The sequence below is a fragment of the Mycobacterium sp. 012931 genome, from assembly GCF_000419295.1.
GTDB lineage: Bacteria > Actinomycetota > Actinomycetes > Mycobacteriales > Mycobacteriaceae > Mycobacterium > Mycobacterium marinum.
The window spans coordinates 1,233,813-1,246,028 of the sequence record NZ_AOPX01000001.1; the positions used below are offsets into that span (position 1 = coordinate 1,233,813).

Genomic DNA, 12,216 nt, shown 5'->3' on the forward strand with positions numbered 1-12,216 from the left:
TCAGGTCAGCTCCGATAGCGCCTTTTTGATTTTGGCTTGCGCTTCGTCCAGTGATTCCGGTGACGGATTGCGGTCGACGGTGGCGAAACCGAAGTCGCTCAAGTGGCGGGTGGGGAAGACGTGGATGTGCAGGTGTGGGACCTCTAACCCGGCGATGATGACGCCGGCGCGTTCGGTGCCAAACGCCTTGCACACCGCCTTGCCGATCAGCTGACTGACTTCCATCACCCGGCCGAATACCGCGCCGTCCACGGTCTGCCACTGATCGATTTCGGCGCGCGGGACCACCAACGTGTGGCCCTGGGTCATCGGCTCAATCGTCAAGAACGCGACGACGTCGTCGTCCTCGTAGACAAAGCGGCCGGGCAGTTCACGGTTGATGATCTTGGTGAAGATCGACGCCATTGGTTCAGCATATGTGTGCCGTCACTGACCCCAGCGCTGGCCATGGCCAGGACCCCAGCACATCGGCCGCGCTGGGCAGACCGACCAGCGCTCCTTGCGAGAAGTAGGGGCCGGCGTTGGGAGTCAGCGAGGAGTATCCGTCGTTGACGATCGGTGCCAGCACCGAGTTGAGGCCCGCGACGATCGGCGCCGGGACACCGATCTGCTCGAGCGGTAACAGCATCGGCAACGTCGGGGACGGGATCAGGTACGTCGTGATCGTGCCTCCCAGCGAGGTGGTCACGCTGGACACTTCGACCGCGTCCGACAGCGAGGCGAACGATGACGTGTTGTGGTACTAGGCGGCCCCGAACAGGGAGTTCACCCAGGCCGGGAGATTCCATGGCCGGTCGGGCGGATTGCCCCAGAAGTCGTATTGGCCATTGACCACGCTGACGTCGTATTGGGTGTTGGACAGGCCGTGCACCGTGTAGTTGATCAACGGCACGGTCAGGCCATCGGGCAAGTAGATGTGCGCCAAACCGAGCTCAGGGCTGCCGAACAAGGCGAACTCCAGGGCATGGGCCGGTGGCGCGTTGGGGTCGGTTGCCAGGTAAGCCAACTCGCGGTTGGCGACGATGGTGCCTTGTGACAGTGCGGCCACGTGCACCGGCAACCCGCTGCCATTGGTCACCGCGCTCATGATCTGCTCATGGAGCATCCGCGTTCCGATGGCGACGGCCGTGTTGGTGTCGGGGGCGGCTAGACTGCCGCTGAGGATGCCGATGCTGGCCGGATAGTTGATGACCGAAGCGATGGTGTCGGGGAACCAGTTTTCTCCGATCGCATGGTTGATCAAGTCATATCCCTGCAGGATCGACGCCGAACTCGGCCCCGGAATGCCCAGCAGGAGTGCCTGTCCCAGATAGGGCAGCTCGGTGAGGAATCTCGGATAGTAAAGCGGTCCGGCCCCCGGGACCGTAATCCTGGTGCCTGCCGCCGCGGGCGCCATCGAGGCACCCCCGGCGGGCGTGGCTGCGGTGCTGGCCGAGGCCGTCGGGTCGGCGCCGAGCAGCGGGTGCCCGAGCAGCGCCGTGGCGGGGGCGTTGATCGCGCCGGCCAGACATCGCTGCGCGTTGGCGATCTCGGTGGTCAGATACGTGTTGGCGTCGGCCGCCAAGGTGAGCACGAACCGCTCGTGAAACTCCGCCGCTTGGGCGCTGGCCAGCTGATACTGCAGGCCGTGCGTGCTGAACAACGCCGCAATGTGGGTGGAGACTTCGTCGGCGCCCGCGGCCAGCAGCAGAGTCGTGGATCGGGCGGCCGCTGCGGTGGCCGTGCTGACCGCCGACCCCATCGCGGCCAAATCCTCGGCCGCGGTGCTCAGAAAATCGGGCGCTGCAACGACATACGACACGGGTCTCTCCTCGAGAGCACGAGGGAGGCGTGCCGATCGTCGGCCCTCGCGCAATCTGTGGCCATGAGGTTACTCGCAGGCCGGACCCTGGCGCCGACTTTTGGGCAGGACTGCCGGGACTTCATAGCCTTGTAGTCCGTCATCGGGTCGGTGCGTCATCGGCTCTCCCGGCCGGATCCAGGGCGCCAAGGGGCACATCTCATTCGTTCTGGCCTGATGGGATTGCCGTGGCGCGCGGCATTCGGAGCGCCGAACCTGCCCGGTCGAAATATCCGAAATTACAGTCGCACAGTGATTTTCGGACAACTCAACCATCATGTTACTGGCCACAAGTCTTTTCGAGACAAAATCGTTAACCCGATGTGGCCGTGTCGTTTTCCGCGTTCGTCAAGATCCTCGGTGACCCAATACACGGGAGGGGACCTACGTGCGGTTTCCTGCGGCAGTGCTCGCCATACCCACGGCATTGCTTACCGCGTGTGCCATTTCGGCGCTGCCCGCCGTCTTCCCGCCCGCCACGCACGCCGCCGCCGCATTCGGTCCGCTGGCCCCGCCCAGCCCGTTCATCGCGCCGAATGGATTGGCGTCCATGCACAATGACGCCGGATCGGCAGACGCGGGCCCGCTCCCCGGCCCCGGTGCGCGGCTGGCGCCGATCTTTGCCTACCCGCTGCTGGCCGCCTGTCCGAGCATCACCCAGGGGACTGACGGATTGGTGTTGGCCCTGTGCACCAACGACATCACCCAGGCCCCCATCGTCTATCTGATCGATCCCGGCGGCCTGGTTCCACATGTCATACCGCTGGCGAGCCTCGGCATCGCCAAAGGAGGTCTGCTCGGCGGCGTGTATGCCTACCTGGACAACAACAACCAGCTGGTGATGATCGACGGGACCAACCACCTACTGCGTATCGCTCATGCCAAGGACAGCAAGGGCTGCTGGCAATTGAGCATCACCGAGTCCACCGACGTGTCCAGTGCCATCCCGGCCGGCGATCAGTCCGTGGGTGTGGTCCCCGACTACCTGGGAAATGTGTGGTTCGCCACCGGCAGCGGCGTGGTCGGAGTGGCCAAGGTGGGCGGTGGTGTCGCCAGCGTTCAGTTGGACCCCGGTGAGCAAGTCGCCAACAGCATCTCGGCCTCGCCGGCCAACCGCGTCGGCGTGGCCACCACCGCCGCTCTCTACGAGCTCAACCTGGACGGCGTCGGCAATCCGCAGGTGCTGTGGCGGCAGCCCTACGATCGCGGCCCGGCTCGCAAGCCGGGACAACTCAGCTGGGGCACCGGTTCCACCCCAACCTATTTCGGGCCCACCGGTGCGGACTACCTGACCATCGTCGACAACGCTGACCCGCTGGTGCACGCGTTGATCTACGAGTCCGGAACGGGCAACCTGATCTGCCAGCAGCCGGTGCTGACTCAAGGCGGGCCGGGCAGTGAGAACTCGCCCATCGGCGCCGGGACGTCCATGTTCATCGCCAGCACCTACGGCTACCCGTATCCGGCGGTGCCGGCGGGCGCGGGCCCCGCGGTGCCCCCGACCGCGCCGTTCGTCGGGGGAATGACTCGGGTCGACGTCGAGCCCACCGGATGTCGCACCGTGTGGGACAGCAGTACTCGCAGTGCGGCGTTGCCCCACCTGTCTATTGCCGACGGCCTGATCTACACCATCACGCGGATCGGCCTGGACAACACCACCCCGCTGGACGTCTTCGCGTTTGCCGTCATCGATCCGAACAACGGTCGAGTGCTGCTACAGCAACCGAAATCGGCCACCATCCTCAGTGATCCGATCCAAACGGCCTGCATGGTCCTGATGGACAACAAGATCATGCAGGGCAACATCACCGGAATCGGCCGTATCGGATGAGTTATTCCTGGTTGCCGAACTTCATCATCTCCAGGTTCCAGTATCCGCGCATGTTGGTCATGAGCCCCTCGTCGTTGACGCGATAGGTGAACACGCCGCGGACCTCGCTGGTGAAGCCGTCGTCAAACCTGCTGCGCAGCACCAGGATATGGGCGATCTCGTTGGGTGAACTCGACGGAAAGGTCTCCTCGCAGGTGATCGACAGCTGGTTGGCCGCAATGTTGGTGTCATAGAAGTTCGCCACACCATCTTTGCCCCGCACCCCGGTGCCGTCCGGGTTGGTCACGGACTTGCCGATCGGATCCTCGATGACGATGTCGTCGGCCATCAAGGCGAGCCACCCCTGGCGGTCGTGGGCTTGAACGCAGCGCCATGACGCCTGCGAGGCCGCCAATGCGGGGGACTGGGCGGTTTGGGTCATCGCTATCTCCTGTCGTCAAATGGCGCGCGCGGCGCGTGCACCGCCGCGTCGGTGGCCAGATGCAGGCCACCGGGAGTGTCGGGGTGCCGGTGATCAACCCCGTTGGCACCCACCGTGATCAGACCCACGCCACCTCTGGCGCGAGCCGCGAAACAGTCACGGGTGCGCTGGGCTGGCCGCCCGTCGGTGGTGTCGAACCTCGTCTCCATCGCAGACCTCACCGGCCGGTTGCGCGGCGCCATGGTGCCGATTCGCCCCGGCGCCAACAGGTGCGGAAAGCGGGTCACCCAGGCCCACGCGCCTCGTGCCGAGCGGCCTACCGGTCGGCGTCGGTGAAGCGGATGACGCCGCGAATGTTCTTGCCGTCAATCATGTCCTGGTAGCCCTCGTTGATCTGTTCCAGCCGGTACTGGCGGGTGATCATGTCGTCGAGGTTGAGCTTGCGCGCCTTGTACATCGACAGCAGTTGCGGAATGTCGTATTGCGGGTTACCGCCGCCGAAGATGGTGCCCTGCAAGTTCTTCTGCATCAGGGTCAGCATTGCCAGGTTCAGGTTGACCTGAGTGTCCAGCAGGCTGCCGATCGCGGTGACCACGCAGGTACCGCCCTTTGAGGTGATCGCCAAGTAGGTGTCGATGTCGGAGCCCTGCAACTCGCCGACGGTGATCACCACTTTCTTGGCCATCAGCCCGTAGGTGACTTCGGCGATCCCCATGAGCGCCGCCTCCATGTCGGGATAGACATGGGTGGCGCCGAACTTGAGCGCCTGGTCGCGTTTCCACTCCACCGGCTCGACGGCGAAGATGTAGCGGGCGCCGGCGGTCACCGCGCCCTGCAGCGCCGCCATGCCGACCCCGCCAAGACCGACGATGGCGACGTCGTCGCCGGGGCGGACGTCGGCGGTACGAACTGCCGAGCCATAGCCGGTGGTGACGCCGCAACCCACCAGGGCGGCGACCTCGAAAGGAATGGCCGGGTCGATCTTCACCACTGAGCTGCGGTGTACCACCATGTACGGTGAGAAGGTGCCCAACAGGGTCATGGGGTAGACGTTCTGGCCGCGGGCCTGGATGCGGAAGGTGCCGTCGGACACCGCGGCGCCGGCCAGCAACCCCGCCCCCAGGTCGCAGAGATTGCGCAGGCCGGCCTGACAGGTCGGGCATCTGCCGCAGGACGGGATGAAGGACAACACCACGTGGTCGCCGGGGGTGATGTCGTCCACACCGGGGCCGACCTCGGTCACGACACCGGCGCCCTCATGTCCGCCCAGGACCGGGAAACCCGCCATCGGAATGCCGCCGGTGACCAGGTGGTTGTCGGAGCGGCACATGCCCGCCGCTTCCATCTGAATCTTGACCTCGTCTTTGACCGGATCGCCGATTTCGATGTCCTCGACCGACCACGGCTGGTTGAACTCCCAGATCAGAGCGCCTTTTGTCTTCACGTTGGACCTGACCTCATTTCGCCATTGAATTGATCAGAACTGCCGGACGCGGACGCCCAGGCAGTAGTGACGAGTGCCACAGGACACTCTTTTCGGCCAGCATAGCGCGCGCAACAAAACAAATGCTTGGTTGGGTGCATGGAGCGGCTGGCCGTACCCGGGTCACCAGATCGGGACGGGCGTCTTACCCAGCGGGTAGTAGCCGGGAAGCCGCTCACCGGCGAGGCTGCGCTCGATGCGCCGCTGCATGCCCGCGGACAGCTTCCCGGCCTTCATCAGATCCAGGTACAGCGCCTGCACGTGTCCGAAGTCGAAGAAGTCGCGCTGCCACTCGATGAGTTTGTCCGCGTTGAGCCGGAACCAGCTGCCGCCGATGCCGTAGATCTCCTGTCGGCCGCCGTCGCCGTCGGTGACGACCTGCTTCCAGAAGCCGACGATCTCGCCCTGCCGGTCATCGATGATGACCTTCTGATAGGGGTACTGCCAGTTCTGAAGGCCCTCCATCTCGTACCCGAGCGCGACGTCGCGGATCTCGTCGATCCCGACGCACATCACGTCTTCCTTCGGGCCGATGTTCCATCCGTAGGTGGCATCGGGGGCGTAGAAGTCGGCCAGTGGCTTCCAGTCGCCCGCAGCCTCGCAGTCCCTGTTGGCCTCAAGCCAGGACTGCACCCACTGTTCAAGTTCGCTACGTTCGAACGACGCCATCGTCCTCAGTCTTCTTTCGCTTTGATCGATAGTGCTTGGGTTGGACACATTCGCACCGCCTGCTCTATCTCTGGGCGGGCTTGCTCGGGGGGGGGGGGCTCGGGATCGATGATCTCGACCTTGCCTCGCTTGGGCACCCGGAAGTAGTCCGGTGCCTCCAATTCGCACATGGCGTGGCCCTGGCACAGATCCAGGTCGGCCTCAATCCGGTAGCTCATCAGTGGCCCCGGTTGTCGCTCAATTTTCTGCGGCGGTAGCGCACCCTGGCGGGGCGCGCCAACTGAACCACCATCTTGGAGTGGTCGTTGCGATAGCTGTCGGCGGGCTGCGCCATCTCGAACTCGTACTCGCGCAGCAATACCGAGAAGATCGTCTTGATTTGCATGGTGGCGAATGCCGCACCCACGCAGCGATGCCGTCCGGCGCCGAACGGGATCCAGGTCCAGCGGTTGATCAAATCCTCTTGCCGCGGCTCCTGGTAGCGCTCGGGCACAAACTCATCCGGATCGGGGAAGTCCTCGGCAATCCGGTTGGAGATCGCCGGTGAAGCCGCAACCAGTTCACCTTCGTGAATCGGGTAACCCTCGACCTGGAATTCGCCCTTGGCCACCCGCATCAGGATGATCAACGGCGGGTGTAGCCGCAGCGTCTCCTTCAACACGTTCTCCAGCCGTGGAATCTGGCGCAGCGCGTGGAAACTCACCGGCTGGCCGTCGGCGTAGAGCTCGTCGAGCTCATCGATCACGGCGGCATACGCGTCGGGGTGGCGCAGCAGCTCGATCAGCGTCCAGGCCGAGGTGCCCGAACTGGTGTGGTGCCCGGCGAACATCAACGAGATGAACATGCCGGTCACCTCATCGGCGCAGAACCGCGGATTGCCTTGCTCATCGGTGATCGACACCAGCACGTCGAGCATGTCGCGGTCACGCTTGTCGGTCGGCGGGTTGGCGACCCGCTGGTGCATGATGTCCTGGACCAACGCCACCAAGCCTTTTCGGGCCTCGTCTCGCCGACGGAAACTTTCGATCGGCAGATACGGATCCACGTAGCACAGCGGGTCGGTGCCGCGCTCGAGCTCGTGATAGAAGTGCGCGAACCGGGAGTCGAGCTGGTTGCGGAACTTCGTGCCGATCAGACACGAGGTCGAGGTGTAGATGGTCAGTTCGGCAAAGAACTCCAGCAGGTCGATTTCGCCTTCCTGGCCCCAATTCTCGATCATCCGATGCACTTCGCGTTCGATGGCCGTGGCATGCCCTTTCATGTGCTCGCCACGCAATGCCGAGTTGTGCAGCATCTCCTTGCGCCGCTCGGGGCTGGCGTCGAACACCACCCCTTTGCCGAAGATCGGGGTCATGAAGGGGTAGGCCTCGGCCTGGTCGAGTTATTCATCGCTGGAGCGGAAAAAGAACTCATTGGCCTTAGCGCCAGAGAGCAGGACAACGTGCTTGTTGGCCAACTGGAACCAGCCCACGTCGCCACATTCGTCGCGCACCCGCTGCATCAACCCGATCGGATCGGTGCGGAACTCCTCGAGATGTCCGTGTTCCTCTTCGCCGCCGGACACTCGCGGCACGATCGCTGTCGTCATGAATCCTTGGCCTTCTCATCGACTTTGAGTTGCTGACGGTTCGTGGTGGCGGCCAACGGGGCTTCCGGCTGCAACTCCATGTTGGCCACGAACCCACCCCTGGGTGTTTCCGCCACGAATGTGATGGCCCGGGCGATATCGGATGCTCGCAGGAAGTAATCGTGGCGCGCCTGACCCCATTTGGCCCAGTCCTCGAGTGCCGGGCCGATCGACTCGACCGGCAGGCTCCAGCCCATCGCCGTCTTGGTCGGGCCGGGATGCACGATCGACGCACGCAGGCCGGTGCCCTCCAATTCCATCTGCAGGTTGGTGACCATTGCCACCAGCGCGGCCTTGGCCGCGCCGTAGGCGCCCAAGTGCGGGCGCTGGCGCAGCGCCACATCCGAACCCACGAAGATCAGGTCCCCGCGTTGGCGTTCGAGCATGCCCGGAAGAACCGCGGTGGCCAGCCGGTTCGCCCCGATCAAATGGATCTGGACCTGCGATTCGAAAGTCTCGGTGTCGATTTCGTAGAGTCGACCGAAGTAGGTGTCGCCGGCGCCGGCGACCAGCACCTCGATGTCGCCGAGCCGCTCGGTGGCCTGATGCACGAAATCCTTGACCGAATCTGCGTCAGTGACATCGAGGGCCAGCGCGACGGCATCGCCGCCATCGGCGCGAATCTTCTCGACGATCTCTTCACACTTCTGCACCCGCCGCGCGCCCAGCGCAACCGGAAAGCCATGGGCGGCCAGCTCGACCGCGGTGGCGGCGCCGATTCCCGATGACGCGCCGGCGACGATCGCGGGCCGGCGATCCGGGTGGGGCTGGAAGCGAGGCATCAGGCGACCTCCACGGTGATCGGCAGGTGAGCGAATCCGCGGACGTTGCTGGAGTGGACCCGCACGGCGTTGCCCTCGTCGACCTGGTAGCCACGGATTCGTTTGAACAGTTCGGTCAGTGCCACCCGGGCTTCCATCCGAGCCAGATGTGCTCCCAGACAGAAGTGCGCGCCACTACCGAAACTCAGCAACTTCGAGCCGATCTCGCGCCCGATCAGGTACTCGTCGGGATCCCGGAATGCCCGCTCGTCACGGTGGGCCGAGCCCGGCAACAGGAGCACCACGTCCCCCTCGGGGATCGTGGTGTCGTAGAGGGTGAGTTCACCGACGACGGTGCGGGCCAGGATCTGGCTCGAGGTGTCATAGCGCAGGGTTTCCTCGACCCACAGCGGCACTCGAGAAAGATCGGCGTAGATCGGTGTCAGTTGATCGGTGTTCTTGTGGCCCCAAAACGCGGCATTGGCGATAAGTTTGGTCGTCGTCTCATTTCCGGCGATCACCATCAAGAACATGAAACCGAGCACTTCTTCGTCGGTGAGGCGGTCGCCGTCGACGTCGGCGGCCAGCAGCGCGGAGGTCAGATCGTCGGAGGGCTTCTTACGCCGCTCGGCGATCATCTGCTGGTAGTAGACGATGAGGTTGATCGATGCCTCGATGGCCGACGCCGGCACATCCGTGACACCGTCCTCGCGGTGCATCACCCCGTCTGCCATCGCCCGGATCTGATCACGATCGGCGACCGGAACGCCCATCAGCTCGGAGATCACATCCATCGGCAGCTTGCCGGCGAATTCGGCCACATAGTCGACCGTCTGGGAGCCGCCGGCCATGTCCAGCATGGTGTCCAGGTGCGCCACGGCCAGCTCGGTCACCCGCGGCTCCAGCTCGCGAATCCGCCTTGGCGTAAAGCCTTTCGAGACCAGCGTGCGCAGCCGTAGATGGGCCGGGTCGTCCATCGCCAAGAATGACATCGTCTTGGTGGCATGGGGCCCGCGTGACACCGGATCCAGCGAAACTCCGTCGCGGTTGGAAAGCGTGGTGCTGTTGCGGAATCCCTGGTGCACGTCGCGGTGCCGGGACAGCGCCCAGAACCCGAGCTCCTGGTTGTGATAGAGCGGGGCCTCGTCGCGCAGCCGCCGATAGTACGGATACGGATCCTCGTGGAAGTCGTAGTCATAGGGATCAAGGACCAGCTCGGGTCCCCCCACGTGCACGCTCATGCGTCCTCGCCCGCCTCGGCGGCTGGCTCTGCCAAATCGTCGCCGGGGGCCGCCTGCCCCGCGCCGACCAGGATCAGTACCGCGACGTCGGCCAGCCGGTCGGCAACTTCGTGATAGGTGAACTCCCCACTGCCGGCGTGTACCAGCGCGCCGAAAAATGCCATTTCGAGCGCCGCGATGGTGCCGGGTTGCGCCCCAGGACCGATGGCCGAGGCGATCCGGCGATGGATCTCGGCGCCGATCTGATCGCGCACGGCGCGCACCGCGGGGTCGGCGCCGCCGCCCAGTAGCGCCGCCGTGCACGCGGCCCCCACCTCGGGTTCATCCGCTACCACCAGGGCCAGGTGCCGCAGCGCCTGTACCACCCGATCGCGCATCGCGACGTTGACGTCGGTGAAGAAGGGGACCTTGCGCACCAGGTCGAGATAGACCTCGGCGATCAGGTGGTTCTTCGACGAAAAGTAGGTATATGCGGTGGCCGGGGACACCCCGGCGCGGGCCGCCACCATCCGGACTGTCAGGTCCGGGTAGGAGCTCGCCCGCAAGGTGTCCATGCCAGCTGCCAGCACCCGGCGAAAGGTCTCCTCCTGGCGACGGTTGCGCCGCCGATCTCCGGACTCGTGCTGTTGCTGGTCGGTGACCGTAACCAGTGCATCGCTGGACACATGTCCAAGCTAGAGGATGGTTACGAGGCGAGGCAACCCCTGTGCCTGAAAATGCGGTCCTAACACCTATAACCGGGGGGATTGGCGGTCGCCGGCGGGGCCGGACCTTGCACCGTCGCCGCGCTTGAAGCTATGGTTGGCCCATCGATATCGGACAGTTGTTCATTAGATTGGTCCTTCATCAGCACGGAGGCGGGAGCGGTAGATGGCCCTGTTGGCCGACGGAGTCAGCTCACTGTTCATCGATGGCAAGCGCTGCGAGGGTGCGGCGGGTACTTTTGCGACCGTCAACCCGGCCACCGAGGAAACGCTCGGCGTGGCGGCCGATGCCGATGCGGGTGACATGGACCGGGCGATCGAGGCTGCGCGCCGCGCATTCGACGACACCGATTGGTCGCGCAACACCGAATTGCGGGTGCGATGCGTGCGGCAGCTGCGTGACGCGATGCGTGAACACATCGAGGAGCTGCGCGCGCTGACCATCTCCGAAGTCGGGGCGCCGCGGATGCTCACCGCCGCCGCTCAATTGGAGGGTCCGGTCAATGACCTGGCCTTTTCTGCCGACACCGCCGAATCCTATTCCTGGAAGCAGGATCTCGGTGCGGCGGCGCCCATGGGCATCCCGACGCGGCGCACCGTCGTTCGCGAGGCGGTGGGCGTCGTCGGCGCCATCACGCCGTGGAACTTCCCGCACCAGATCAACCTCGCCAAGCTGGGCCCCGCGCTAGCCGCGGGCAATACCGTCGTGCTGAAACCGGCACCGGACACACCGTGGTGCGCGGCGGTGCTCGGCGAACTGATCGCCGATTGCACCGACATCCCACCCGGCGTCGTCAACATCGTCACCTCCAGCGAACACGGCCTGGGCGCTCTGTTGGCCAAAGACCCTCGCGTGGACATGGTTTCGTTCACCGGATCCACCGCGACCGGCCGCAGTGTGATGGCCGATGGGGCGGCCACCATCAAGAGAATGTTCTTGGAGCTGGGTGGCAAATCGGCCTTCATCGTGCTCGATGACGCCGACCTGGCCGCGGCGAGCTCGGTATCGGCCTTCACCGCAAGCATGCATGCCGGGCAGGGGTGTGCGATCACCACCAGGCTGGTGGTGCCGCGTGCCCGCTACGACGAGGCCGTCGCAATAGCTGCGGGGACCATGTCGTCGATCAGGCCCGGCGATCCTGATGATGCCAGAACGGTTTGTGGTCCTTTGATTTCGCAACGGCAGCGGGACCGGGTACAGGGTTATCTCGACTTGGCGATCGCCGAAGGCGGAACCTTCGCTTGCGGCGGCGGGAGGCCGGCCGGCCGGCAGGTCGGTTACTTCATCGAGCCCACGGTGATCGCGGGTCTGACCAACGATGCCCGGCCCGCGCGCGAAGAGATCTTCGGTCCGGTGCTCACGGTGCTTGCCCACGACGGTGACGATGACGCCGTGCGCATCGCCAACGATTCACCGTATGGCTTGTCGGGCATCGTTTATGGCGGTGACCCGCAGCGAGCCGCCGACGTCGCCGCGCGGCTGCGGGTGGGCACCGTGAACGTCAACGGCGGGGTTTGGTATTGCGCTGATGCGCCGTTCGGGGGATACAAGCAATCCGGGATCGGGCGTGAGATGGGCCTCGCCGGATTCGAGGAGTACCTGGAAACCAAGCTGATTGCGACTGCGGCGAACTAGAGG

11 protein-coding genes and 2 pseudogenes are annotated in these 12,216 nt (G+C 64.7%); 2 read left to right on the top strand and 11 right to left on the bottom strand.

Translation table 11 applies throughout. From position 1 onward, the window contains the following. Both MMSP_RS05485 and MMSP_RS05490 read right to left on the bottom strand, forming a co-directional pair. Entirely contained in the window at window positions 1-405 is a 405-nt protein-coding gene (locus MMSP_RS05485) for an HIT family protein (protein WP_011738794.1), read from the bottom strand. A 4-nt stretch (window positions 406-409) separates the two neighbouring features. Continuing rightward, window positions 410-1,801 (bottom strand): annotated as a pseudogene (locus MMSP_RS05490) (PE-PPE domain-containing protein). A 427-nt stretch (window positions 1,802-2,228) separates the two neighbouring features. On the opposite strand from MMSP_RS05490, the gene MMSP_RS05495 reads away from it, so the two are divergent. Next, on the top strand, window positions 2,229-3,671 hold the full coding sequence (locus tag MMSP_RS05495) for a hypothetical protein (protein ID WP_020785799.1): 1,443 nt from the start codon (window positions 2,229-2,231) through the stop codon (window positions 3,669-3,671). A 1-nt stretch (window position 3,672) separates the two neighbouring features. On the opposite strand, the gene MMSP_RS05500 is transcribed toward MMSP_RS05495, so the two are convergent. The 9 genes and pseudogenes from MMSP_RS05500 to MMSP_RS05540 all read right to left on the bottom strand — a co-directional run bounded on the left by MMSP_RS05500 (window position 3,673) and on the right by MMSP_RS05540 (window position 10,538). After that, on the bottom strand, window positions 3,673-4,092 hold the full coding sequence (locus tag MMSP_RS05500; RefSeq protein ID WP_036426221.1) for a ketosteroid isomerase family protein: 420 nt from the start codon (window positions 4,090-4,092) through the stop codon (window positions 3,673-3,675). Between the two features lie 2 nt (window positions 4,093-4,094). Next, on the bottom strand, window positions 4,095-4,379 hold the full coding sequence (locus tag MMSP_RS05505) for a hypothetical protein (RefSeq protein WP_020785801.1): 285 nt from the start codon (window positions 4,377-4,379) through the stop codon (window positions 4,095-4,097). A gap of 29 nt (window positions 4,380-4,408) precedes the next feature. After that, window positions 4,409-5,536 carry an NDMA-dependent alcohol dehydrogenase gene (locus MMSP_RS05510; RefSeq protein ID WP_015357318.1) on the bottom strand — a complete coding sequence of 376 codons (1,128 nt, stop codon included), beginning with the start codon at window positions 5,534-5,536 and terminating at the stop codon, window positions 4,409-4,411. Between the two features lie 162 nt (window positions 5,537-5,698). Then, on the bottom strand, window positions 5,699-6,244 hold the full coding sequence (locus tag MMSP_RS05515) for a hypothetical protein (RefSeq protein ID WP_020785802.1): 546 nt from the start codon (window positions 6,242-6,244) through the stop codon (window positions 5,699-5,701). 5 nt (window positions 6,245-6,249) lie between these two features. Beyond that, a complete protein-coding gene (locus MMSP_RS05520; RefSeq protein WP_020785803.1) occupies window positions 6,250-6,462 on the bottom strand; it encodes a ferredoxin in 213 nt (70 codons plus the stop codon). Next, window positions 6,462-7,832 (bottom strand): annotated as a pseudogene (locus tag MMSP_RS05525) (cytochrome P450). Before MMSP_RS05525 ends, MMSP_RS05520 begins: the two are co-directional and overlap by 1 nt. Then, window positions 7,829-8,653, bottom strand: a complete 825-nt coding sequence (locus tag MMSP_RS05530) for an SDR family oxidoreductase (RefSeq protein ID WP_020785806.1) — start codon at window positions 8,651-8,653, stop codon at window positions 7,829-7,831. The pseudogene MMSP_RS05525 and the gene MMSP_RS05530 overlap by 4 nt, the downstream one beginning before the upstream one ends. Further along, entirely contained in the window at window positions 8,653-9,873 is a 1,221-nt protein-coding gene (locus MMSP_RS05535; RefSeq protein WP_020785807.1) for a cytochrome P450, read from the bottom strand. Before MMSP_RS05535 ends, MMSP_RS05530 begins: the two co-directional genes overlap by 1 nt. After that, on the bottom strand, window positions 9,870-10,538 hold the full coding sequence (locus MMSP_RS05540; RefSeq protein WP_012396459.1) for a TetR/AcrR family transcriptional regulator: 669 nt from the start codon (window positions 10,536-10,538) through the stop codon (window positions 9,870-9,872). The genes MMSP_RS05535 and MMSP_RS05540 overlap by 4 nt, the downstream gene beginning before the upstream one ends. Before the next feature lie 205 nt (window positions 10,539-10,743). Here MMSP_RS05540 and MMSP_RS05545 point away from each other — a divergent pair, with 205 nt between their 5' ends. Then, window positions 10,744-12,213: an aldehyde dehydrogenase gene (locus MMSP_RS05545; protein WP_020785808.1), complete on the top strand. Its 1,470-nt coding sequence runs from the start codon at window positions 10,744-10,746 to the stop codon at window positions 12,211-12,213. Window positions 12,214-12,216 lie beyond the last annotated feature (3 nt).